This window comes from Streptomyces huiliensis, assembly GCF_020037025.1.
Taxonomy (GTDB): Bacteria; Actinomycetota; Actinomycetes; order Streptomycetales; family Streptomycetaceae; genus Streptomyces; species Streptomyces huiliensis.
In genome coordinates, this window is the sequence record NZ_JAIQLH010000073.1 from 1 (window position 1) to 22,758 (window position 22,758).

General features: G+C 70.5%; 28 protein-coding genes and 1 pseudogene. 19 read left to right on the forward strand and 10 right to left on the reverse strand.

Annotated features, from left to right (window positions below; genetic code table 11):
* A partial coding sequence (locus tag JNW98_RS14820) for a helix-turn-helix transcriptional regulator (protein WP_223768680.1) occupies window positions 1-1,551 on the forward strand: 1,551 nt, incomplete at its 5' end.
* A gap of 91 nt (window positions 1,552-1,642) precedes the next feature.
* On the opposite strand, the gene tuf is transcribed toward JNW98_RS14820, so the two are convergent.
* The 5 genes from tuf to JNW98_RS14845 form a co-directional block, all read right to left on the reverse strand.
* Window positions 1,643-2,836, reverse strand: coding sequence for an elongation factor Tu (tuf, locus tag JNW98_RS14825; RefSeq protein ID WP_185943959.1), 1,194 nt, complete (start codon window positions 2,834-2,836; stop codon window positions 1,643-1,645).
* Between the two features lie 196 nt (window positions 2,837-3,032).
* Window positions 3,033-5,156 (reverse strand): elongation factor G, encoded by a 2,124-nt coding sequence (gene fusA, locus JNW98_RS14830; protein WP_223768681.1) that lies wholly within the window; start codon window positions 5,154-5,156, stop codon window positions 3,033-3,035.
* 39 nt (window positions 5,157-5,195) lie between these two features.
* Window positions 5,196-5,666 carry a 30S ribosomal protein S7 gene (gene rpsG / locus JNW98_RS14835; protein WP_004950419.1) on the reverse strand — a complete coding sequence of 157 codons (471 nt, stop codon included), beginning with the start codon at window positions 5,664-5,666 and terminating at the stop codon, window positions 5,196-5,198.
* Window positions 5,667-5,668: 2 nt separating this feature from the next.
* Window positions 5,669-6,040, reverse strand: coding sequence for a 30S ribosomal protein S12 (gene rpsL, locus JNW98_RS14840; protein WP_003948652.1), 372 nt, complete (start codon window positions 6,038-6,040; stop codon window positions 5,669-5,671).
* Between the two features lie 401 nt (window positions 6,041-6,441).
* Window positions 6,442-6,933: a helix-turn-helix domain-containing protein gene (locus JNW98_RS14845; RefSeq protein ID WP_223768682.1), complete on the reverse strand. Its 492-nt coding sequence runs from the start codon at window positions 6,931-6,933 to the stop codon at window positions 6,442-6,444.
* A 325-nt stretch (window positions 6,934-7,258) separates the two neighbouring features.
* On the opposite strand from JNW98_RS14845, the gene JNW98_RS14850 reads away from it, so the two are divergent.
* Together JNW98_RS14850 and JNW98_RS14855 are read left to right on the forward strand one after the other, a co-directional pair.
* Window positions 7,259-7,873, forward strand: coding sequence for a hypothetical protein (locus tag JNW98_RS14850; protein ID WP_223768683.1), 615 nt, complete (start codon window positions 7,259-7,261; stop codon window positions 7,871-7,873).
* Window positions 7,873-8,094 (forward strand): MerR family transcriptional regulator, encoded by a 222-nt coding sequence (locus tag JNW98_RS14855; RefSeq protein ID WP_223768684.1) that lies wholly within the window; start codon window positions 7,873-7,875, stop codon window positions 8,092-8,094. The genes JNW98_RS14850 and JNW98_RS14855 overlap by 1 nt, the downstream gene beginning before the upstream one ends.
* 76 nt (window positions 8,095-8,170) lie before the next feature.
* On the opposite strand, the gene JNW98_RS14860 is transcribed toward JNW98_RS14855, so the two are convergent.
* Window positions 8,171-8,431 (reverse strand): hypothetical protein, encoded by a 261-nt coding sequence (locus JNW98_RS14860; protein WP_223768685.1) that lies wholly within the window; start codon window positions 8,429-8,431, stop codon window positions 8,171-8,173.
* A gap of 254 nt (window positions 8,432-8,685) precedes the next feature.
* Between JNW98_RS14860 and JNW98_RS14865 the strand changes: the two genes are divergently transcribed.
* Window positions 8,686-9,378 carry a hypothetical protein gene (locus tag JNW98_RS14865; RefSeq protein ID WP_223768686.1) on the forward strand — a complete coding sequence of 231 codons (693 nt, stop codon included), beginning with the start codon at window positions 8,686-8,688 and terminating at the stop codon, window positions 9,376-9,378.
* Here JNW98_RS14865 and JNW98_RS36870 read toward each other — a convergent pair.
* From JNW98_RS36870 to JNW98_RS14875, 3 genes and pseudogenes are all read right to left on the reverse strand, one after another.
* A pseudogene (locus tag JNW98_RS36870) lies at window positions 9,359-9,421 on the reverse strand (DUF397 domain-containing protein); the annotation flags it as partial. The gene JNW98_RS14865 and the pseudogene JNW98_RS36870 overlap by 20 nt on opposite strands.
* Before the next feature lie 63 nt (window positions 9,422-9,484).
* Complete coding sequence (locus JNW98_RS36875; protein ID WP_372459249.1) at window positions 9,485-9,574, reverse strand: DUF397 domain-containing protein; 90 nt, start codon at window positions 9,572-9,574, stop codon at window positions 9,485-9,487.
* A complete protein-coding gene (locus tag JNW98_RS14875) occupies window positions 9,558-10,406 on the reverse strand; it encodes a helix-turn-helix domain-containing protein (RefSeq protein WP_223768687.1) in 849 nt (282 codons plus the stop codon). The genes JNW98_RS36875 and JNW98_RS14875 overlap by 17 nt, the downstream gene beginning before the upstream one ends.
* Window positions 10,407-10,521: 115 nt before the next feature.
* Between JNW98_RS14875 and JNW98_RS14880 the strand changes: the two genes are divergently transcribed.
* The 7 genes from JNW98_RS14880 (at window position 10,522) to JNW98_RS14910 (ending at window position 13,629) form a co-directional block, all read left to right on the forward strand.
* The gene (locus JNW98_RS14880) at window positions 10,522-10,716 is read left to right on the forward strand and encodes a hypothetical protein (protein WP_223768688.1); all 195 of its coding nucleotides are present in this window, start codon (window positions 10,522-10,524) and stop codon (window positions 10,714-10,716) included.
* Window positions 10,713-10,907: a DUF6255 family natural product biosynthesis protein gene (locus JNW98_RS14885; RefSeq protein ID WP_223768689.1), complete on the forward strand. Its 195-nt coding sequence runs from the start codon at window positions 10,713-10,715 to the stop codon at window positions 10,905-10,907. The genes JNW98_RS14880 and JNW98_RS14885 overlap by 4 nt, the downstream gene beginning before the upstream one ends.
* Window positions 10,904-11,527 (forward strand): methyltransferase domain-containing protein, encoded by a 624-nt coding sequence (locus tag JNW98_RS14890; RefSeq protein WP_223768690.1) that lies wholly within the window; start codon window positions 10,904-10,906, stop codon window positions 11,525-11,527. The genes JNW98_RS14885 and JNW98_RS14890 overlap by 4 nt, the downstream gene beginning before the upstream one ends.
* 224 nt (window positions 11,528-11,751) lie before the next feature.
* The gene (locus JNW98_RS14895; RefSeq protein WP_223768691.1) at window positions 11,752-12,156 is read left to right on the forward strand and encodes a phage tail termination protein; all 405 of its coding nucleotides are present in this window, start codon (window positions 11,752-11,754) and stop codon (window positions 12,154-12,156) included.
* Between the two features lie 85 nt (window positions 12,157-12,241).
* Window positions 12,242-12,826 carry a phage tail tube protein gene (locus JNW98_RS14900; protein WP_223768692.1) on the forward strand — a complete coding sequence of 195 codons (585 nt, stop codon included), beginning with the start codon at window positions 12,242-12,244 and terminating at the stop codon, window positions 12,824-12,826.
* A 99-nt stretch (window positions 12,827-12,925) separates the two neighbouring features.
* A complete protein-coding gene (locus JNW98_RS14905) occupies window positions 12,926-13,216 on the forward strand; it encodes a hypothetical protein (protein ID WP_223768693.1) in 291 nt (96 codons plus the stop codon).
* A gap of 71 nt (window positions 13,217-13,287) precedes the next feature.
* On the forward strand, window positions 13,288-13,629 hold the full coding sequence (locus tag JNW98_RS14910; RefSeq protein WP_223768694.1) for a hypothetical protein: 342 nt from the start codon (window positions 13,288-13,290) through the stop codon (window positions 13,627-13,629).
* 50 nt (window positions 13,630-13,679) lie between these two features.
* Here the strand turns inward: JNW98_RS14910 and JNW98_RS14915 are convergent, their stop codons facing one another.
* The gene (locus tag JNW98_RS14915; protein ID WP_223768695.1) at window positions 13,680-14,027 is read right to left on the reverse strand and encodes a DUF3592 domain-containing protein; all 348 of its coding nucleotides are present in this window, start codon (window positions 14,025-14,027) and stop codon (window positions 13,680-13,682) included.
* A gap of 105 nt (window positions 14,028-14,132) precedes the next feature.
* Between JNW98_RS14915 and JNW98_RS14920 the strand changes: the two genes are divergently transcribed.
* The 8 genes from JNW98_RS14920 to JNW98_RS14955 all read left to right on the forward strand — a co-directional run bounded on the left by JNW98_RS14920 (window position 14,133) and on the right by JNW98_RS14955 (window position 22,739).
* Window positions 14,133-14,759: a hypothetical protein gene (locus tag JNW98_RS14920; RefSeq protein ID WP_223768696.1), complete on the forward strand. Its 627-nt coding sequence runs from the start codon at window positions 14,133-14,135 to the stop codon at window positions 14,757-14,759.
* A gap of 43 nt (window positions 14,760-14,802) precedes the next feature.
* On the forward strand, window positions 14,803-15,861 hold the full coding sequence (locus tag JNW98_RS14925; RefSeq protein WP_223768697.1) for a phage tail family protein: 1,059 nt from the start codon (window positions 14,803-14,805) through the stop codon (window positions 15,859-15,861).
* A 10-nt stretch (window positions 15,862-15,871) separates the two neighbouring features.
* Window positions 15,872-17,059, forward strand: coding sequence for a hypothetical protein (locus JNW98_RS14930; RefSeq protein WP_223768698.1), 1,188 nt, complete (start codon window positions 15,872-15,874; stop codon window positions 17,057-17,059).
* A gap of 188 nt (window positions 17,060-17,247) precedes the next feature.
* Window positions 17,248-18,216, forward strand: coding sequence for a phage distal tail protein (locus tag JNW98_RS14935; RefSeq protein WP_223768699.1), 969 nt, complete (start codon window positions 17,248-17,250; stop codon window positions 18,214-18,216).
* Between the two features lie 46 nt (window positions 18,217-18,262).
* The gene (locus JNW98_RS14940; protein WP_223768700.1) at window positions 18,263-19,393 is read left to right on the forward strand and encodes a hypothetical protein; all 1,131 of its coding nucleotides are present in this window, start codon (window positions 18,263-18,265) and stop codon (window positions 19,391-19,393) included.
* Window positions 19,390-20,508 (forward strand): hypothetical protein, encoded by a 1,119-nt coding sequence (locus JNW98_RS14945; protein WP_223768701.1) that lies wholly within the window; start codon window positions 19,390-19,392, stop codon window positions 20,506-20,508. The genes JNW98_RS14940 and JNW98_RS14945 overlap by 4 nt, the downstream gene beginning before the upstream one ends.
* Complete coding sequence (locus JNW98_RS14950; RefSeq protein ID WP_223768702.1) at window positions 20,509-21,231, forward strand: hypothetical protein; 723 nt, start codon at window positions 20,509-20,511, stop codon at window positions 21,229-21,231.
* Window positions 21,232-21,251: 20 nt separating this feature from the next.
* Entirely contained in the window at window positions 21,252-22,739 is a 1,488-nt protein-coding gene (locus JNW98_RS14955) for a phage tail protein (RefSeq protein WP_223768703.1), read from the forward strand.
* Window positions 22,740-22,758 lie beyond the last annotated feature (19 nt).

The window sequence follows — 22,758 nt, forward strand, 5'->3', positions numbered from 1 at the left end:
GGCGCCCCGCTCGGCGAGAGCTGGGAGGCGCCGACGCTCCGCGCGGCGGCGGAGGAGCACCTGGCGGCCGGCGACACCGACCTCGCCGCCCGCCACCTGCGCGCCGCTGTGCTCCGCGCCGACGACTCGCCGCAGGGCCTCGCGGACCGGCTGGCCACCGCGGCCGTCGCCTGGCGGCTCGACCCGCCGGGCGTCGTCATCCAGCTCAGGGCCCTCACCGGCCACGCCCGCACCGGGCTGCTGCCGCCCCGCGCGACCCTGCACCTCGTCCAGGCCCTGCTGTGGCACGGCCGGGAGGAGGAGGCGATCAGTGCCGCCGAGGTGCTGCCCGCCGAGGACGCGGACCCGCGGTACGCCACCGAGCTCGCCGTCACCCGCCTCCGCCTGGCCCACACCTATCCCGGCACCCTCCCCTGGATGCCCGCGGTCCTCCGCCAACCGGCCCCCGCGCCCGCCGTCGGCCGGCCGGAAGCCGCGGAGGTCACGGAAGACGCGGAGGTCGCGGAGGTCGCCGCGGCACGCGCCCTGCACACCGCCCTGACCGGCGGCGACCCCGACGCCGTGGCCGGCGCGGCGGAACGCGTCCTGCGCACCCCCGGCGTCGTCGACCACCGCCCGGACGCCGTGGTCGTCGCCGTGCAGGCGCTGGTGCATATCGACCGTCTGGACAGCGCGGACGCCTGGTGCGACCGGTTCCTCGCCGTCCGCTCCGGTCCCCCGACCCCCGTCCGGGAGGCCCTGCTGCACCAGACCAGGTCGTTCGTCCTGCTGCGCCGCGGCGAGCTCGCCGCGGCCCGCGAGCACGGCGGCCGCGCCCTGGACCTGATGCCGGAGGCGGGGTGGGGAACGGCCCTCGCCTTCCCGCTGGCCGTGCTGGCCGAGGCGCACACCGCCCTCGGGGAGCACGACACGGCCGCCGAACTGCTGGACCGGCCGCTCCCCGAGGCGACGCACCGGACGATCTTCGCCGTCCACCACCAGTACGTCCGCGGCCTGCACCACCTCGCCCTGGACCGGCCGCGCGAGGCCCTGGCCTGCTTCGTCTCCTGCGGCGAGACCCTGCGCTCCTGGGGACTCGACACGCCGTCCCTTGCGCCCTGGCGCACCGGCGCCGCCGAGGCCTGGCTGGCCCTGGGCCGTCCCGAGCGGGCCGTCCGGCTGCTGGACAACCGGGACGCCGCCCCCGTCCACCGTCGGCCCCGGGTCCGCGCCGGCGCGCTGCGCGTCCTGGCCGCGGCCGAACCGCCGGAGCGCCGCCCGGCGACGCTCGCCCGGGCCCTGGAGCTGTACCGGGTCTGCGGCGACCGGCACGGCGCCGCGCGCGTCCAGGCCGCCCTCGACCGGATCCGTACCCCCGAACCCCCCGTAGTCCTCACCGGCGCCGAGCGCCGGGTGGCCGCCCTCGCAGCCCGGGGCCTGTCCAACCGGGAGGTCGCGGCCGAGCTGTCCATCGCGGTGAGCACGGTCGAGCAGCACCTCACCCGCGTCTACCGCAAGTACCGCATCAAGCACCGCCGCGACCTGCGCACCCGCCTGACCGCCGGCACCTGAAGGCCCTCGATACAAAGCGAGCGGGCCCGCACATCCGAAGATGTGCGGGCCCGCTCAGAGCCGTAAGGCTCAGACCGGCAAGTAAGAGGACTTACTTGTTGATCTTGGTGACCTGGCCGGCGCCGACGGTGCGGCCGCCCTCACGGATGGTGAAGCGCAGGCCCTCCTCCATCGCGACGGGCTGGATCAGGGAGACGGACATCTCGGCGTTGTCGCCGGGCATGACCATCTCCGTGCCCTCCTTGAGGGTCACAACACCGGTCACGTCAGTCGTACGGAAGTAGAACTGCGGACGGTAGTTGTTGAAGAACGGGGTGTGACGGCCACCCTCGTCCTTCGACAGGATGTAGGCCGTGGCCTCGAACTCGGTGTGCGGGGTGACCGAACCCGGCTTGATGATGCACTGGCCGCGCTCGACGTCCTCGCGCTTGATGCCACGGAGGAGCAGACCGACGTTCTCACCGGCCTGGCCCTCGTCGAGCAGCTTGCGGAACATCTCGATACCGGTGACCGTGGTGGTGGTCTTCTCGGTCTTGATGCCGATGATGTCGACGGTCTCGTTGACCTTCAGGACACCGCGCTCGATACGACCGGTGACGACGGTGCCACGACCGGTGATCGTGAAGACGTCCTCGATCGGCATCAGGAACGGCTTGTCGACGTCACGCTCGGGCTGCGGGATGTTCTCGTCGACGGCGTTCATGAGGTTCATGACCGACTGGCCCCACTCGGCGTCGCCCTCGAGCGCCTTCAGCGCCGAGACCTTGACGACCGGAGCGTCGTCGCCCGGGAACTCGTACTCGTTGAGGAGCTCACGGACCTCGAGCTCGACGAGCTCCAGGATCTCCTCGTCGTCCACCATGTCGGCCTTGTTCAGGGCGACGACGATGTACGGAACGCCGGACTGGCGGGCCAGGAGCACGTGCTCCTTGGTCTGCGGCATCGGACCGTCGGTCGCGGCGACCACGAGGATCGCGCCGTCCATCTGGGCGGCACCGGTGATCATGTTCTTGATGTAGTCCGCGTGACCCGGGCAGTCGACGTGGGCGTAGTGACGCGACTCGGTCTGGTACTCGACGTGCGCGATGGAAATGGTGATACCGCGCTGCCGCTCCTCAGGCGCCTTGTCGATCTGGTCGAACGGCGTGAAGGGGTTCAGCTCCGGGTGCGCGTCGTGCAGCACCTTGGTGATCGCCGCGGTAAGAGTGGTCTTACCGTGGTCGACGTGACCGATGGTGCCGATGTTGACGTGCGGCTTAGTCCGCTCGAACTTCGCCTTCGCCACTGGGGTCCTCCTGGGAGTGGTTCTGTACGCCTGCTTCACGGCGCCAGGGATCTTTGCTGGGGTGCCGCCCGGCGGGGCACCCGCCGCGCGCCGAGGGGATCCGGAGACCGGTTCCTCACGATTCGCGGCGGTATGCCCCGACGGTCGGTGTCAAGCCTAAGGCGTCAGCCCCGTCTGTGGAGACGGGAGCCGGGTACTACTCGCCCTTGGCCTTCGCGATGATCTCCTCGGCGACGTTCCGGGGAACCTCGGCGTAGGAGTCGAACTGCATCGAGTAGCTTGCGCGACCCGACGTCTTGCTGCGGAGGTCTCCGACGTAGCCGAACATCTCCGACAGCGGAACCAGGCCCTTGACGAGCTTGGCGCCGTGACGGTCCTCCATGGCCTGGATCTGGCCACGGCGGGAGTTGATGTCACCGATCACGTCACCCATGTAGTCCTCGGGAGTGGTGACCTCGACGGACATCATCGGCTCGAGCAGAGCCGGCGACGCCTTGCGGGCACCCTCCTTGAACGCCATGGAACCGGCGATCTTGAAGGCGAGCTCGGAGGAGTCGACGTCGTGGTAGGCACCGTCGAGCAGCGTCACCTTGACGCCGGTCAGCGGGTAGCCGGCCAGGACACCGAACTCCATGGCCTCCTGGCAGCCCGCGTCCACCGACGGGATGTACTCCCGCGGGATGCGGCCACCGGTGACCTTGTTCTCGAACTCGTAGCCGTCGCCCTCAAGAGGCTCGATCGCGATCTGGACCTTCGCGAACTGACCGGAACCACCGGTCTGCTTCTTGTGGGTGTAGTCGATACGCTCGACGGCCTTGCGGATCGTCTCGCGGTACGCGACCTGCGGCTTGCCGACGTTGGCCTCGACCTTGAACTCACGGCGCATACGGTCGACCAGCACGTCGAGGTGCAGCTCGCCCATACCCGCGATGATGGTCTGGCCCGTCTCCTCGTCCGTGTGGACCTGGAAGGAGGGGTCCTCCTCGGCCAGGCGCTGGATGGCGACACCCAGCTTCTCCTGGTCGCCCTTGGACTTGGGCTCGATCGCGACCTGGATGACCGGCGCCGGGAAGTCCATGGACTCCAGGATCACCGGGTTCGCGGCGTCGCAGAGGGTCTCACCGGTGGTGGTCTGCTTCAGACCCATGACGGCGACGATGTCGCCGGCACCCACCGAGTCGATCTCCTCACGCTTGTTCGCGTGCATCCGGTAGATCTTGCCGATGCGCTCCTTCTTGCCCTTCACGGAGTTCTGCACCTGAGTGCCGGCCTCCATGCGGCCCGAGTAAACCCGGACGAAGGTGAGCTTGCCGAGGTGCGGGTCGCTCATGATCTTGAACGCGAGGCCCGCGAACGGCTCGTCGTCGGACGGCTTGCGCTTGACGACCTCGTCGGGGTTGTTGACGGCGTGGCCCTCAACAGCCTCGATGTCCAGCGGCGACGGCAGGTAACGGACCACGGCGTCGAGCAGGGGCTGAACGCCCTTGTTCTTGAACGCGGTACCGCAGAACACCGGGGTGACGGTGACGGAGTCGCCGCCGCCACGGGACGCCAGCGTGATGCGGCGGATGGCCGCCATCAGCTGCTCCTCGGTGGGCTCCTGGCCCTCGAGGAACAGCTCCATCATCTGGTCGTCGTTCTCGGCGACGCCCTCGAGGAGCTTGCCGCGCCATTCCTCGGCAGCCTCGATGTGGGTGTCCGGGATGTCGACGACGTCGTACATCTCGCCCTTGGCGGCCTCGGCGGACCAGACCAGCGCCTTCATCTGGACGAGGTCGACCACGCCCTTGAAGTCGGCCTCGGCACCGATCGGCAGCTGCATGACCAGCGGAACCGCGCCCAGGCGGTCGACGATCATGTCGACACAGCGGTGGAACTCGGCACCGGTGCGGTCGAGCTTGTTGACGAAGCAGATACGCGGCACGCCGTAGCGGTCCGCCTGACGCCAAACGGTCTCGGACTGCGGCTCAACACCGGCAACGCCGTCGAACACCGTCACGGCACCGTCGAGCACGCGCAGCGAGCGCTCCACCTCGACCGTGAAGTCGACGTGGCCCGGGGTGTCGATGATGTTGATGGTGTGGTCGACGTTGTTCAGCGGCCAGTGGCAGGTCGTCGCGGCGGACGTGATGGTGATGCCGCGCTCCTGCTCCTGCTCCATCCAGTCCATCGTGGCAGCGCCGTCGTGGACTTCACCGATCTTGTACGAGACACCGGTGTAGAACAGGATCCGCTCGGTGGTGGTCGTCTTGCCCGCGTCGATGTGGGCCATGATCCCGATGTTGCGGACCTTGGCCAGGTCAAGCGAAGTGGTGGCCATATGGCTCAGTCTTCTCTCGGTTCTCGATGGGGGTAGCGACTACCAGCGGTAGTGCGCGAAGGCCTTGTTGGACTCGGCCATCTTGTGCGTGTCCTCACGCTTCTTGACCGAGGCGCCGAGACCGTTCGAGGCGTCCAGCAGCTCGTTCATGAGGCGCTCGGTCATGGTCTTCTCGCGACGGGCGCGGGAGTAACCGACGAGCCAGCGCAGCGCCAGGGTGGAGGCGCGGCCCGGACGGACCTCGACCGGCACCTGGTAGGTCGCGCCACCGACACGGCGGGACTTGACCTCGAGGGCGGGCTTGACGTTCTCAAGCGCGCGCTTCAGCGTGATGACCGGGTCGTTGCCGGTCTTCTCGCGGAGACCCTCCATGGCGCCGTACACGATGCGCTCGGCGGTGGAGCGCTTGCCGTGCAGAAGGATCTTGTTGATCAGGGACGTGACCAGAGGAGAGCCGTAGACCGGGTCGATGATGACCGGGCGCTTCGGGGCGGGGCCCTTACGAGGCATTCTTACTTCTCCTTCTTGGCGCCGTAGCGGCTGCGAGCCTGCTTGCGGTTCTTGACGCCCTGGGTGTCGAGCGAGCCACGGATGATCTTGTAGCGAACGCCCGGCAGGTCCTTCACACGGCCGCCGCGCACGAGCACGATCGAGTGCTCCTGCAGGTTGTGGCCCTCACCCGGAATGTAAGCGGTGACCTCGATGCCGCTGGTCAGACGCACACGCGCGACCTTACGCAGGGCCGAGTTCGGCTTCTTCGGGGTGGTCGTGAAAACACGCGTGCAGACGCCACGACGCTGGGGCGAACCCTCGAGTGCGGGCGTCTTGTTCTTCTCGACCTTGTCCTGCCGGCCCTTTCGGACCAGCTGCTGGATCGTAGGCACCGTTTCTCCGGTTTCTGTGTGCCGATCACGATAAAACTAACCTGGGACTAGCGCCCGACCCACGCGGTCGGGTGTGTCGAAGGCTGCATACCCCCGCCGACGGCGGTTCGGCGCAGATTTCGGTGTCGTTGAACCGTTCGGGACCACGGAGGACCGTCCGGACCCGGTCTCTTGCGCGGTTCGAAGGCACGCACAAGAGCCCAGGGACACCCCAGGCACAAGGTCAGAGCGTACCTACCGCATGGGCTGCGGTCAAAACAAATGCACACGCGGAGGACGTACCGATGTGCGTCTTATGTCCAGTATGGACGGACGTTCGGTGCTGTCGCGCGGAGGGTCCGGGGGCCGCGGGTTGCCGCGGGGGCGGGGAGCCGCGGGGCCGCGGGGGCCGCGGGCGGGCCTCAGCTCCGCCGGGAGACCCCGGTGCCGCGCTGCCCGGCCCCGCGCTGCCCGCGCGCTCCCGTTCCCGCCTCGGCCGCCCCACTGACCGCCAGGATCATCTCCGTCATCTCCACGAACTGCCGGCGATGGCTGCCTGGGATGCCGAGCAGCACGGCCGCCTCCTCCGGACTCACCCGCCCCCGGCCGCCGGCCGCCGGCTCCTCGCCGCCGGAGCCCGGCAGGGGTAGTTCCGACTCGGAGGCCCGGCCGGACCGGATCAGCATGTCGCGCAGGCCGACGCCGAGCACCCGGGCCAGGCCGCGCATGGTGTCCAGGTCCGGCATGCTCTGCCGCTGGAGCAGCCGGGTGACCGCGGCCCGGTGCACACCGGCGTCCTCGGCCAGCCGCGTCCGGCCGCCGCCGCGCGGGCTGTCGATGTCGTACCCGCGTTCTCGCATCAGGTCCTCGACCCAGGCCGCGAACCGTTCGATTTCCGTACCCCTGTTGGCCATTCGGCACACTCCCTCCGCACTACAGACCCTACCGGGCGTTCGCGCACGCAAGGACAGGGTGCGTAAGACGTCTCAAACTTTGGCGAACAAGGTGCGTAGGCGTCGCGAAGATGATGTGTGTTGCGCGCTCGCACGCACGGTCGATACTGTGGCGGCAGGAACGAGCGCCCCAGGGCTCTCCCCTACCTCTCCTTTTCTTCACGCCTGCGGTCGCACCCCCGCCCCGCCCGGCACCGCCTCTCGCCCCTCACCCGCGTCGCACCTCGCACCCCTCCCACCCCCGCGCCTCCCACCCCTCGCACCTCGCATCCCCGCAGGAGCAGCCATGACCGACAGCCCCAGCCGCCCCCGAAGCGCCGCTGTATGGCTGGGCGTTCTCCGCCGCCAGTTCCCCGAGCTGAGCAAGGAGCTCGCCCCGAGCCGCGGTACCGCCCTCTCCCCCACCGGCCGCCGTACCCGCTCGGCGCCCGGCGCGGCCGTCCGCCTCTTCGTCTCCGACACCATCCGCGACATCACCGACGGCGTGATCGAGCTGGAGGAGGCGGTCTGCGAGCGGCTGCGGCTGCCGCGCCCGCCGCGCGGCACGGTGGACCAGCGGCTCGTCCGGATCACCGCCCTGCTGGACCGGGCCGCCGCGGATCCCGTCCTCGACGAACACATCCGGAACGAGGCCCGCCGGATGGCCGGGCGCTGCTCGGCCGCGCTGGGCGAGGCGGACCCGCCGGTCCGGGTGGAGGGCCGCTGCCGGCACTGCGGCTCGGTGTCGCTCCGCGTCTTTCCCCAGCGCGAGTCCGTCCTGTGCGTCAACCCGGGCTGCCGGTGCTCCGACGCGGCCTGCGGCTGCCGGACGGACGCCTCCCACCGGCACGAGTGGACGCGGGCGGAGTGGCGGCAGGCGACGGCCGCGGGCGCGGCGGACGAGACCGAGGGGAACGCCTGATGCTGAAGATGCCGGCTGTCCCGGCCGCCACCACCCTCATCACCACCGCCATGGCGGCACGCGAGGCGGGGGTGAGCCAGGACGCGGTACGGAAGTGGGTGCAGCTCGGCCACCTCACGCCGACGGCCCGGCAGGGCCGCGCGAACCTCTTCCGCCTGGAGGACGTCTTCGCCGCCGAGCGCGCCACGCGCCGGGTCCGCGCGCTCCACCCCCCGGTCTGATCCCGGGTCACACGCTCACACCACCAAGGCGCCCCGCCCACCCGGCGGGGCGCCTCCGCGCGTACGCCTCCGCCCCTCAGTCCTCGGCCTGGTGGATGCGGAACACCCGGGCGTGAGCGGCCCCGCCCTCGGCCTCCATCGTCTGCACCGCCTCCTGCCAGCCGCTGACGAACCCGTCCCGCTCGGCGTCGTCCGTGACCCGGGCGGCGACCTTCCCCACGACGGCGGTCAGCGCCTGGGCCACCTCGTCGGTGAACGCCCCCGCGTGCCCGGACTCCGCCGCCACCTCGACCGTGGCCGCCACGACATCGGCGAGACGGTCGCTGTGCGCGCTCACCGGATGACTCCCCCACGCATCACGAACCGCTCGCTCATGCCACCCCCAGGTGCCGTTTCGTCCCGTTGTCAGCCCGCCCCCCGTGACACACCCCCGCCGGCCCCGCCACTGCTGGAGCAGGCCGACCAAACGTGCGTGCGATCGCCCATAACCTAACCCGAGATACTGACAGTCCGTCCTGGAAGACCAACCGTGCGCGACCGCGAGGCGTCGAGCGCGCGGACCAACGACTGGACGGCGGAAGACGATCGAGGGTGGGGAGACGGAACGTGTGGGGGCGGAAACGACGGCTGTCGGACGCGGAGCGGCGGCTCGCTGCCGCGATGGCGGCGGCGGAAGAGGTACGCCGGCGCCTGGCCGAGGCGGCCGAGCGCATCGACGGCCTCCATCGCGCGCTCCTCGCGGTCTGCGGCCACGGGGACGGTATGCCCACCAGCTCGACGCGGGAGGCACTCGCCGAGGTGCCGGGCACGCTGGAGAGCTGCCGGGGGTTGTTCGCCGACTACCTGCAGGTGCGTGACGAGTGGACGCACCCGGCGGTCTCCGACCCGGACCACGTCGATCGCGCCGCCTACTATTTCGAGTCCTGGGCCGAACAGGCCGACGAGCCCGCGAACCAGCTGGAGGAGCTGCTCGCCGCCCTGACGGAGGTCCGGACGAAGCTCCAAGAACTCCAGATCGCCCTCCCACCCGTCCGCGCCCGCACCCACGCAGCGGTGACAGCAGCGCGCAACGACCTGCTCTGGGCGAGGAGCTCGTTCCCGGGCCGGTTCGCCCTGGAGGCCCGCCTCAACGCCCTCGCCGACCGACTGCGCGAGCTGGACGCCGGCCGCGTCGAAATCAACGACGACGAGGACGACGTCACCGACTGGTACCGCGAGGTGGAGACGGGCGCGGCGGAGGTCCGCGACGCGCTGTCGAGACCGCTCAGCTTCGAAGATCGCTGAGGAAGGCGGCCCAGGCGGGGGCGGGTATGAGGAGGGCAGGGCCGTGGGGGCGTTTGGAGTCGCGGAGGGGGACAACAGGGCTGTTGCTGCCGACGCTGTCGGCGACTTACAGGCAGCTGTTGCCGTGGTCGCCGCCTCCCCCGCTGTAACTGCTCTTCCGCCAGACCGCGGCACTCAGGTCAAGCGCTCTGCTCATGTGCGTACTCCTCTGCAACCGACGTGATCAGCGACAAGGACTCGGCTGGGGACAACGCCACAGCCGAGGCGAAGTCGTAAGAAAGTTCGCACTTCTCCACCACGGACGGGTCGTCCAGGAGGCTCCCGCTCCAGTGTCCTTCGCTGTACGCAACCGGTGGCGCGTCCTCGAACGTCATGAGCGTGAGCGCACCGTCCAGCAAGGGAGTACCCGCGTCGAACGGCAAGACCTGCAACCCGATGTGCCGCTGGCGCGCCAATGCGGCGATGTGCGTGAGCTGCTCATGCATCGCGGCAGCGCTCCCGACCTTGCGACGGATGACGCTCTCGTCGAGGAGAGTCCACAACAGGGGCTTTGTCGGACCGTGAAGGATGTGAGCCCGCGCCAAGCGGCTCGTCACCCGAGACTCGATGTCTTCCTCGCTCGTGAAAGGGCGTCCTCCCAGGAAGACGGCGCGCGCATAGGCGGCCGTCTGCAAAAGACCCGGCACGAAAATCGGGGCGTACTCCCTGATGCCGGTAGCCACCCCCTGGAGGTAGAACACCTCCCGGCAGCAGTTGGCGTTCGACGGGGCGTCGATGAGCTCTTCACACATCCGCGCGAACAACCCGTCGGTCCCCAGCACCGCGTCGATCCTCACGGCGATCTCTAGTTGGGGCTTGCGAATCGCCTTTTCGAACTGGCCGATGTAAGAGCCGGAGCAGATCACCCTCCTGCCCAGCTCGTCCTGTGACAGCTTCGCGGCCTCGCGCCGACGCTTCAGTTCCCTGCCGAAGAAGCGCCAGCCGAACTTCGGCGGGCTGTACCGCGACTCGCTGCCGGCCTTGGCCATAGGTTAACTCCCTTTGCGCACAGTGCAGTTGTACGGACGAAGACCCTTCCGAGGCTATCGACGGCGCCCCAAGCTGGAAGTCACATCGGCAAGCACAACCCGAAGGGAACCCTCCATGACGTACCGCGAAGGCGCCTACGTGGTGGACACGCGCAGCGCGAAGCTCGCACAGGTCATGGCGCAGGCGGACGGCAGCGTGTACGTCAGACCGCCGCGCGGCGGCCGGGAGTGGGAAGCGCCGGCGGAGGCGCTGCGTCTGGCGACGCGGGACGAGCGGGTGGCGGCGGGACTGACAGGGGGGCCGCGGTGAGCGGGGCGGGCGCCGTGCGGACGGAGACGGGCCGGCTCGTCCTGAACTGCGCACACCGGGAGGGCTGGACGCCCACCCCGGACGGAGTCCGCCGCTGCGCCGCATGCGGCGTGGAGCGGTACGGCGAGTACGGGCCGCTGCGACTGAGGGGCGACACCGACCACTCGGCCGCGCCGGCGGTGGCCGCGTGAACATCGCCCCCAGCTTCGTCACGTACGCGGACGTGTCGACCGTCCGCCCCGGCGCCGTACTCGTCGCGCCCTGGCGGACGCCGTACAGCGCGCAGGAGGCGCTCGTCACGCTGACCGTCTCGGCGGACGGTGAGAGCGCGGAGGGCCGCTTCTCCCCGCCAGCACACCGCCCGGACCCGCCGCGGGCGGAGCCGCCCCCGCTCGTCGACGTCACGACACTCGGGGACATCTCCTCGACCCGCCTCACCGAAGCGGAGTTCTGCCGGGACACCGGCACGCGCTTCGATCCCGTGGAGTTCGCCCTCGGCGTCAGACTGCGCGGGGTGCGGCAACTGGCGGACGGCAGACGGCGCTACGGCAGGGCGGTCTGGTTCCAGGGGCTCGACGGGGACCCGTCGTGGGCGTGCGCGCTGTTCCGGGCCGAGCCGGAGCTGACGACGCTCGTCTGGCAGGGCGGCCCGCGGCGCCTCTGGGACGAGGTGGAGGCGGCGTACGACTGGTGGGTGACGCTGGGCGCCCCCGCGCCCGACCGCTTCGGACTGACGGTGGACGGGGCGGGCGGACGGGTCTGGCTGGACGAGCCGGGGAACGTCGTCAGAGAGCTGGGGCGAAACGCGTAACGCGCGAGCGCGAAAGTTGTTGTTGCGCGTCCGCGCGAAGTCGTTCACAATAGATGCAGCGGCGGAGCTGTGCCCGGACCCCGGGCCACGGCATCCGCCGCTTCGCGTTGAGCGGGCGGCCGGCGAACCGAAGGCGCTGCCACCCTTCCTCCCTCCGCACGGCACGCGCACGGCCTCGCCGTCCGCCCGCTCGACGCCGCCCCGCTGAAAGGAGCACCCATGTAATGGAAGCCCCGATCTCGTTCCCTGATGTGGAACGCCTCATCGTCGACCACCTCAGGTTCCGCTCGGAGCTGGCCGGGGTGGTCGTGGACAACCGCCCGCCGGCCGCGTTCGACGGCACGCAGAAGGCGGTGCTGGTCTCGCGGACCGGCGGCGCCTGGGTGGACGACCTCCATCTCGACCAGCCCCTGGTGGAGTTGGAGGTGTACGGCCCGGACAAGACGGCGGCGCACACGCTGTCCCTGCTGGTCCGCACCGCGCTGCTGCAGCTGCGCGGGACGGCCTACGGGACGGCGGTCGTCACGGACGTCGTCGAGACGGAGGCGGTGCGCTGGTTCCCGGACTACAACCGGCCGGCCGCGAACCGCTACCGCACGACGGTGTGGCTCTCACTCCGCCCCGCCTGAAGCTCATCCTCAACGCAGGCCCCGCCGAAACCGGCGGGGCCTTTCCTCTTCCTCACTTCCTCTTCCTCATCTCAAGGAGACCTCCATGCCCGGTATGAACCCGAGCGAGATCCGCGTCGCCGGCACCGGCCGCGTCCTCATCGCCAAGATCGGCACCGACGCACCGGCCGACATCGACAAGGGCTGGGGCCCCGACTGGCACGACCTCGGCTACACCAGCACGGACGGCGTGAAGTTCGGCCGCAAGGGCAAGACCGCGAACATCGACACCTGGCAGTCGATGACCCCGGCGCGCACGATCTACACCGAGCGCGAGCTGACCCTGAAGTTCGGCATGCTCCAGCTCAACCAGGACACCCTGCCGTTCTTCTTCGGCGGCGGCAGCGTCGGCGAGACCGCGCCGAACTCCGGCATCTACAAGTACGAGGTCGACGGCGACCAGGGCGAGGACGAGCGCGCCCTCGGCCTGGAGTTCAACGACGGCGGTCAGGTCCGCTACCGCTTCATCGTGCCGCGTGGCCTGGTGACCACCAGCGACGACTTCGACCTCAACCGCAAGGGTGCGGTGAAGCTGGGCGTGACCTTCACCGCCCTGTCCGCGAAGCCGGGGGCGCCGCTGGCGACCTGGCTGATGAAGGACAAGACGTACGCGGCGGCCCCGCCGAAGTGACGCGCGGCCCCTCCGGGGGCCACAGCTCGACCGCGGGCGCCGCGACCGGCGGCGCCCGCCCCCTTCCGGCTTCCCCCCTACTGCTCAAGGAGCGAACCCATGCCCTCGTTCGACGTCAACGCCGCCCGAGCCCAGCGCCTGGAGGCCCACGGCCGCGCCTGGTCCTTCACCCTCGACGGCGACACCTTCGAACTCCCCACGGAGATCAGCCACCGCACGGCGCGCGCTCTGCGCGACCTCGACGACAACGACGTGGACGGCCTGCTGGGCCTGCTGCTCGGCGAGAAGCAGTACGCCCGCTTCGCGGAGCACGACGTCACCATGCAGGACATCGCCGCGATCCTGGAGACCTACGGCAAGGAGACCGGGCTCGGCCTGGGGGAAGACTGAGCCTCGACGCGTTCGTCGACGAACACGCCGAGGCTCTCGAAGCGGACCTGCTGCGGCACTACAACGTCGACTTGCTCGACTGGCACCGCGGCCGGCTCTCCTCCCGCCGCCTCACCATCCTGATCAAGCACCTCCCCCGCGACAGCGCCGTCAACCGCGACCTCCACGGCGAGGTCATGGACTGGGGCCCCGCCGAACACCTCCTCGCCGCCGCGGTCGACCACCTGGCCGTCGCCAACTGGATGACGGGCACCCTCAACACCGACGAGGACGCGGACCCCCTGGACTACCCGGAGCCGGTCCCGCGCCCGGGCGCCGACGGCGGCTCGGACGAGGACCCCTTTGAGCCTGTCGGCTCGGTCGCGCGCGACGGAGGCCCCGGACCGCTGCAACTCGCCGAATTCTTTACGTAGGAGCGAGCGCACAGCAGGACGTCCTCCATCGACACGGGCTCGACTGCGCGTTACATCAGATCCCTGATGAAGAGCGCGGCACCGATGGACGCGAATGCCGCAACAGCGACCCAGATCAAATGGTGGTCCCCCTCCACATATTCCGGGATCACCGCGTTCTCCGGGTCATCAGCGTCGAAGCGAGCCGTCACCACCTGCCCAGGGTCAAGCACCGGCTCCTTGAAATAAGGAGTTTGCACGTGTACCACCGCACCGTCCGGTGCGGTGAAAGTGCAGACGCTGGAGACCATCCCCTCGTTCCACTTGTTGTGGTCACATACGGCTTCGACCGGCACACCCTTCCGGGCAACCGAATTCATACGCACGATCTGAACGACCATCCAGGTGGCCGCAGCCACCAAAAGCGCACCCAGTAGCAAAACTCACCATCCCCCTCAATCGCCCCCGATTCACCCACTTCGATGATCAGTGGGAAGCGTAACACTGGAAGGCAGGAAAGAGGAATGACCACTCCAGCCGAGGCGCCCCCCGTATTCCCCCTCCAACCGCCGACACCCATCATCAACCCCACACCCATATCTCCCGAGCAGTGGCAAAAGGGCGTAGAGGAAATATGGGCGAACGTGAAAGGCGCCCTGGATACCGCCTTCGGGCCCGCCAAAATACACAAGGCCGGCGGCCTGCAAGGGATCACCACTTCCGGGCAAGTCATCAAGATCGACCCTTCGCTCATCAAGTATGACGAGAAGGGACTGACGGTCGCCGGGGTCCAGGTCTTCGAGCACAAGACACTCTCGCTACACGACAAGTTCGGCGATCAGATAAAAAAGTTCAAGGAGAAATACGCCTTCCTGGACGGGGGAAAGGCAAAGCGCGCCCGGGAGGAGAAGGAGAGCACCTCGACCACGGAGGACCCCCTGGAGGTGGCGAAAGACGCTCTCCGGCGGGCCAAGAAGGCAAACGATCGACTCGACGCCCAGCGCAACACCATCCGGCAACCGTCGCCACCCCGCCGCGGAGCGGGCTTGCCCGAACCCCGGCGACGCGGCCCTCTGTTCTCTACGAGAGCCGCTCGAAACATACGGGAGTTGCAGACGCGCGTACGCAACCTCGAGATCGCCCTGGGATGAACAGGAGCCGAAGCGCGACCTCCCCCAGCGAACGGGATGACCCATGTCTCTGAACAGCGCATTCCTGCGCACCACCGGAACCGCCCAAGGCACCAAGACCGCCCTGGACGCCACCGGCAAATCCGCCCAGAAGCTCAACACCCAGGCCGGCGTCCTCAACACCGGCATCGGCAAGGCCAAGACCTCCATCCAGCAAACCGGCCGTGAACTCAAGAACATCAAGAGCGGCTCCGAGGCCACCGCCAAGGCGATCGGCAAGGTCGGCAAGGAGTCCGGGAAGGCCGCGCCCGGGCTGGACAAGGCCGGGCGGAGTCTGAAGAAGACCGCGAAGAACACCGACGGCCTCAACCGGTCGATGAAGAAGAACTTCCTCGCCCAACTGGTCAGCCTGTTTCAGCCGTTGATCGAGAAGGTCGTCGAGATGGCGTCCAAGTCGACGACCATGCGGCGGATCATGAAGAAGGCCTTCGAGGTCATCGGGAAGGCCGTCGACCAGGCGTCAAAGATCATCGGCCCGCTGATGAAGGGCCTCGGCAGCCTGATGTCGCTCGTCTGGGGCGGGATCAAGAAGGCGGTCCTGCCGATCGCCCTCTGGTTCATGACCGACCTGCCGGACGCCTTCACCGCCGTGAAGAAGGCGCTGCACGCCGCCTGGGACGCCCTCCCGGAGTCCGCCAAGACGATCTTCCGGGCGATCGGCTCGGCGGTGAAGGACCCCATCAACTCCCTCATCGGGATGATCAACACCCTCCTCACCTCCCTCAACGGCATCCACGTCACCGTCCCGAGCTGGATCCCGCACTTCGGCGGCAAGGGCTTCACCATCGACGTCCCGCCGATCCCCAAGCTCGCCGAGGGCGGCATCGTCACCCCGCGCAGCGGCGGCGTGCCGGCCATCGTCGCGGAGGCGGGCGAGTCCGAAGCGGTCATGCCGCTGTCGAAGCTCGACCGGCTGCTGACCCGGACGGCCGTGGCGGCGCGCGCCGCCGGCAACTCGTCCGACGGCGGCGGCGGATTCCACATCCAGAACTACTACGCGCGGGCCGACGACCCCCGGGACACCGCCATGGCGCTGATGTTCCTCGCCAAGGCCCGCGGATGAGGAGGCCCGCATGGCGGCAGCAGCAGCTCTCACCGGTCCGGCGGCACGCCCCGGACCCGTCCGGAACCCGCTCGCCGGGACCGCGGGCCCCCTCGCCGCCTTCTCGTCCGGCATCAAGCGGCTCACCGGAGCGGTCCGCGGCTGTCTGACCGGCGTCCGGGCGGCCACCCGGTTCCTCACCCGGCTGGCCGGCACCATGAGCCGGACCGGAACGGCGTCAAAGCAGTTCGGGACGGCCGCGTCCGCCGCGGGCCCGGCCCTGGCGAAGGCCGGAAAGGAGGCGACCGGCGCCGCCAAGAGCCTGGACCGGCAGCGGGACACCCGCCGTCGGATGAACCGTCAGCTCTCCCCGATGCCCGGGAAACTCCGCGGCCTCGGCGGGCTCCTCGGCGGCTTCGGCGGCCTCGCGGGCAAGGCCGGCGGCGTCATCGGCACGGCGGGAACCTCGATCGGGATCCTGGACAAGATCATGCAGGCGGTCAACCTGGTCATGAAGGGCAACCCCTTGATGCTCCTGGCCGGCCTGCTCCTGCCGGTCGCCACCGAGATGATCACCTTGGCCCTGGAGTCGGAGACCGGGCAGCGGATCATGGAGGACCTCTTCTCCCAGGTGGGAGGGGCGTTCGTGGCCGCCTCGGCGGCGATCGTTCCTCCGGTGCGCGACTGCCTGACCGCCGTCCAGAAGATCTGGACCGGGCTCAAGATGTTCGTCGAGCCGTTCCGCAAGTTCCTCAAGGGCGACTTCTCCGGGGGGTTCCGCAGCCTGGGCAAGGCCCTGCTGACGACCCTCGGTGGCATCGCCGATCTGATCAGGGCGGGCTTCCACCTCGTCGCCGGCGTGGTTGCGGCGCCGATCAACGCGTTGACCGGCTTCATCAACATGATCATCGACGTGCTGAACAAGATTCCGTTCGTCGACCTGCCGCACATCCCGCAGCTCGCCCAGGGCGGCGTCGTCGCCCCGCGCAGCGGCGGGGTCCCCGTCCTCCTCGCGGAGGCCGGGGAGGCGGAGGCCGTCCTGCCGCTCTCGAAACTCGACCGGCTGCTGACGGCGACCGCGGAAGCGGCCCGCGCCGGCGCCACCCGGCGCGCCGACGGCCCGGACCTGCGCGACTACCGCGAACCCGCGGGCCGCAGCGCGTACGGCATCGCCGAGGACCTGCTGTTCCTGGCCCGGACGCGGCCCGCAGCCGTGTGACGCCCGCGTGCGTGACGCCCGCAGAACCCTCGCGACGTACCCGCGCCCGCGACCGCGTCGCGCACCACCCGCGCCCGCGCACCGCCCGCGCCCGCGAACCGCAGCCGCCCCCGCGCACCCGGCACCCCACCCACGCACCGGACCCCAGCCGACCCCACCCACGTACCGGAAGGTGAAGGCCGACCTCCATGCCCCCGACACTCACCACACCACCGACACCGGCATTCCCGGACACCACCGACCCCTCCCCCGGCTCACTGATCACCCGCGACGGGCAGATCCAGTGGGCCGGACTGCTGATGGGCCCCGGAACCGACTACCAGATCGCCGACTCCGGACTCACCGGCTGGGCCGACCTCCCCGGCCTCGACAGCGGCGACGTCCTCCGCCCCGACCAGCACGGCGCCTGGCCCGGCACCCAGTGGGCCCAGGCCCGTACGGTCACCGCGCCCGTCTGGTTGCTCCCGGAGCAGACCGAACGGGCCGCGGCGGTCACCCGGGCGTTCAACGCCGCGACCGGCGTGCACTACGGCGAGCAGTGGCTGGCCGTACGTCTCCACGGCGAGACACTGGCCTGCCGGGCCCGGGTGGCCCAGCGCGTCGTCCCGCACGACCGGATGTACGTCACCCGCGGCGCCGCCAAGGCGACCGTGCAGTGGATCTGTGCCGACCCGCGCCGGTACTCCGTCGACGAGCGGACCGCCGTCACCGGCCTCCCCACCCCCGACGGCGGCCTGTCCTGGGGACGGGACGGCAGCCGGACCACCGGCCAGGGCCTCACCTGGCCGCTCGGCTGGGGCAAGCCCGGCGCCACCGGGCTGCTGACCCTGGTCAACGAGGGCGACGCGCCGACCAGCCCGGTCATCGAGTTCCGCGGGCAGGTGAGCCGGCCGTCCCTGACGCGGCTGAGCGACGGACTGCGGCTCGAGTACGACATCACCCTCGCGCCGTCCGACGTCCTGACGGTCGACACCTTCGCGGGCACGGTCCTGCTGAACGGCAGCTCGACCCGTGTGCACACGGCCACTCCGTCCTCCGACCCGGAGCAACTGTTCCAACTGCCGCCCGGTGAGCAGACGTTCGCCTTCCGGGCCGACCCCGACATGCCGGGCGCCGGCGCCACGGCCACCGTCACCTGGCGCGGCGCCCACTGGTGAACCAGCGCCTCCCCCGCTTCTTCCACCACCACCCCAGGAGAACCTCATGAATCTCGGCAGCGCGTGGCTGCTTAACTCCACCAACGGCGAGGGCGGCCAGTCCCGCCTCGACACCCGGCTCGCCCCGCTGGGCGCGATGGTCCCGGCGGGCCCGCTGGCCTCCCGGCCCGGTGTGCTGCCCGGCTCGGCCGACGGCCGCGAGATCATCACCGGGCTCGCCGTCTCCCCCGACGGCGCCGGCATGAGCACCCGTGTCAGCCCCGGCCGCGCCGTCGTCCAGGGCACCGCCGCCGCGGGCGCCTACCCGGTCTACCTCTCCGAGTCGGCCAGCATCACCTTCGGCGACGGCGACCCGGGCAACCGGCGCGTCGACCTCGTCGTCGTCCGGGTCTACGACGACCAGCAGGACGCCTCCGGCAAGACCGGCGCGTTCATCGAGGTCGTGCCCGGCGTTCCGGCGGCGAAGCCCGTCGCTCCCCCGGTCCCGCCGGCCTCGCTTCCCCTGGCCGAGGTGACCGTGAAGGCCGGCGCCTCGGCCGGCACCGGCGGCATCGACTGGCGGGGCGGCGCGGTGCGGGACCGCCGGCAGGCGACCGTCGCGGCCGGCGGCATCATCCCCGCCGACCGGGGCGCGGGGTTCGACGGCACGTACCCCGGCCAGTACCGCGACAACGGCGCCGGCCTCCAGCGGTGGAACGGCAAGGAGTGGCAGGACCTGCGGCCGACCTGGCAGTCGTACGCGCCCACGTGGGGTGCGGAGATCGGTGACCAGCCCTCCATCGGCAACGGGCGGCTGACCGGCCGCTACCTCAAGGACGGACCGCAGGTCCAGTTCTACGCCTCCCTCACCATCGACACCACGTCCAAGTTCACCTCCGCGAACAGCAACTGGTACCTGACGCTGCCCTTCCCCCCGTCCCTCGCCATGCCCGGCAGCTTCCGCGCCCGTACCGGCTCGGGCCCCGGCGCCTACTACTTCGGCGGCTGCTACATCTTCAAGACCACGCCCAAGGAGATGATCCGGGGACTGCCCGCCGGTACGGGTGTGGCCCGCGGGTGGACCTGCCCCGCTCCGGACGGCAAGGCCACCAGCGACTGGGTGGACGCCACCCACCCCACTCCCCCGCAGCCCGGCTCCTGGTACGAGGTCTGGGGCACCTACGAGGTCGACGCATGACGAGCGCGCCGCCCACCACCGACGTCACCTACCGCGCCCTCTTCTGCGACCTCCTGACCGACCGCGTCATCGACGCACTGCCGCTCACGGACGTCGAGTTCGACGACTTCATCGGCAAGTCGGGGCAGCTCCGCGCGACCGTCCCGCTGCCCGACGAGGCCCTCGCCCGCCGGGCGCGCGCCGCGCTCCGGACCGGCCGTACGGCGGTCTGGCTGGAGCGCGGCTCCGAGATCTGGTGGGGCGGCATTCTGTGGACGTGCACCGCGGAGGGGGACGAGCGCGGCCGGCTCCGCGTGCAGATCCAGGCGGGCACCTTCGACTCGTACTTCGAACACCGCATCCTGGCCTCCAGCTACGTGTTCAGGAAGCGCGACCAGTTCCACATCGTCCGCGAGCTCATCCAGCACGCCCAGTCCCAGCCCGGCGGCGACATCGGGATCACCTTCGAGGACGAACCGTCGGAGGTGGTACTGGACGAGCGCGTCTACGCCTACACCGACCTGGCCCGCATCCGGGAACTGATCGACGGGCTGGCCGCGCTGGAGAACGGCTTCGAGTGGCGCATCCAGTGCTACCGGCACCCGGAAACCGGCAAACGAGTCAAACAGCTCCAGCTCGGCCATCCGAAGATCACCACCGGTGCCACCGACATCGTCCTCGACCGGCCCGGCCAACTGCTCACCTACAGCCTGCCGGTCGACTCGACCGTCCAGGCCAACGTCTGGGTGGCCCGCGGCGAGTCCGCCAACCGCGACCAGGCGTCGGACTCCGTCCCCGAGGTGTCCGACCCCCAGGTCGCCGAGGAGCTCGCCGCCGGCTGGCCGCGCCTCGAAGGCACGTCGGACCACAGCGGCGTCTCCGACAAGAAGCTGCTCACCAGCGCGGCCGTCGCCGAACTCGGCCGCGCCCGGCAGCCGCAGGCCATCCCCGAGGCCACCTTCCGGCTGGACGGCCGGATCACCCCCGCCCTCATCGGCGGCACGGTCCGGCTGCGCATCCGCGACGGCTGGCACGCGGAGACGCCCGACGAGCGGTACCGCGTCGTCGGGCTGACGGTGACGCCCCCGGACCGCGGCAAGGCCGAGACGGCCAAGCTCTACCTGGAGGCGATGTAAGTGGCAGCGATCCCCCTCGACCTGCTCGACCGCATCCGTTCCCTGGAACGCCAGGTGCGCGCCCTCATGGGCAGCGCCAACACCCGCCCGGCCATGGATCGCGTCAAGGGCGGCAACGTCGTGATCAGCGACGGCGGGCAGCTGGCGGTCCGGGACAGCGAGGGCGAGAAGGGCGCCGAACTGCTCTACATCGGCAAGAGCCCCGAGGTCTTCCCCAACCGGCCCGACGGCACCGGCCAGAGCGGCTTCATGCTCCGCCGCGACGACGGCTCGGTGGCGATGGCGGTGCGCACCGACGCGCCCGACATCGAGCCGCGCCAGTCGGTGAAGATCTTCGACGGCCGGAGCAACGCCATCGTCGCGGACGACACCGCCGGCGAGGGCCTGGCCCGGCCCTACCTCGCGTACCCGCTGCCGATGCCGGTGAACACCGGGCGGTGGGAGACCACCGCCTCGACGGAGTGGACGACGCTCCACAGCAGCACCGGCATCGTCCAGCACCCCGCCCTGCGCTGCCTGATCCTCACCACGGAGGGCGGCGAGGCCCAACTGCTCGCGAACGGCGTCCCGGTGGGCCCCGCCGGCACGGGGCTGCTGGAGTTCACGGCGCCCATCGGGCTGCCCTTCGACACCCGCGTCACCTTCGAGGTCCAGGCCCGCGTCACCACGCCCGGCGCAACGGTCGGCTGCTCCCCCCGCGCCCTGTACGGCGTCAAGTCCTAACCCCTTCAGGAGGCACTCCCGTGTTGCCCAACGGCATCCCCACGGTGACCGTCACCGCCCGCTACCTCACCCCGGACGGCCTGCCGCTGAGCGGCACCGTCACCTTCCGGGCCCCGACCCTGCTGACCCACACCGGCAGCGACACCATCCTCGGCGGCCCGATCGTCGCTCCCCTGGACGCGGACGGCCGTCTCAAGGCCGTCCTGCCGGCCACCGACACCCCGGGCATGAACCCGGCCAAGTGGACGTACACCGTCGTCGAGCAGCTGGCCGGGATCCCGGTCAACCGCACCTACGACATCGTCCTCCCCGCCGCGCAGAAGACGGTGGACCTCGCCGACCTCGCGCCCGTCGACCCGGAGGCACCGCACTACGTCGCCGTCCCGGGCCCGCCCGGCCCGGCCGGCGCCCCCGGCCCGGAAGGGCCGGCCGGCGCGCCGGGCGTGGTCCAGTCCGTCAACGGCGTGCGGGCCGCGGCCGTCACGCTGAGCGCCGCCGACGTCCAGGCCGTGCCCGCCGCGACGGTCGGCCGGCCGGGCGGGGTCGCCGCCCTCGACGCCACCGGCAAGGTCCCCACCGCCCAGCTGCCCCCGGGCGCCGTCGCCCCCGTCTCGTCGGTCAACAACAAGAAGGGCGAGGTCTCCCTCGTCGCCTCGGACGTCGGCGCCCTCGACCAGGCGGCGGCCGACCTGCGGTACGTCCAGCAGTCGACCGCCGTGCTGTCGGTGAACGGCAGGACGGGCGCCGTCACCCTGGACGCGACGGTGCTGGGCGCGGCGCCGGCCGGCTCGGTGGTCGCCCTCACCGGCGACCAGACGGTCTCGGGCACGAAGACGTTCACCAACGTCCCCACGGCGAAGGCCGACCCGACCTCCGCCGACCACCTGGTCCGCAAGAGCTACGTCGACGCCCTCGGCATGCCGGGCACGTGGGGGCCGACGGACCTCGGCTTCAAGGCGTGGACGTTCGACCCGGCGACGGCGTCGATGTCGACGACGATCCCCGCCGACAAGAACCTGGCCGGACCCCAGTACTGCCCGCCGGGCCAGGTCTACCTGATGGGCCTGGTGCTCCGCGCCACCACGGAGATCAACAACATCGCGTTCTACATCCACGGCTACGCCGGCAACACGCTCGGCGCCGCCTCGTACGCGGGCCTGTACGACGCGACGGGCAAGCGGGTGGCGGTGACCCCGTCGCTGAAGGACATCTTCCCGAGGGTCATGGAAGGCACCACCGTCCCGCTCCCGTTGACCGCGCCGTATGTCGCGTCGCCCGGCTGCTACTGGGTGGCGTTCGTCCTGAACGGGCCCGACAAGGCGAACAGCGGCCCTGGCTTCGCCGTCGCGGCGAACTACGGCAACCGTCCCTCCAGCGGCGCCCGCATGCCCGGCGCCTTCGTCCGCCACGCTCGCCTGCCGGTCACGGGCCAGACGTCGCTGCCCACGTCGTTCAACCCGTCCACCGTCATCGACGACGCCAACGCCATCTGGGCCGCGGTCGCGTGAACCGGTTCCCAGAAGACAG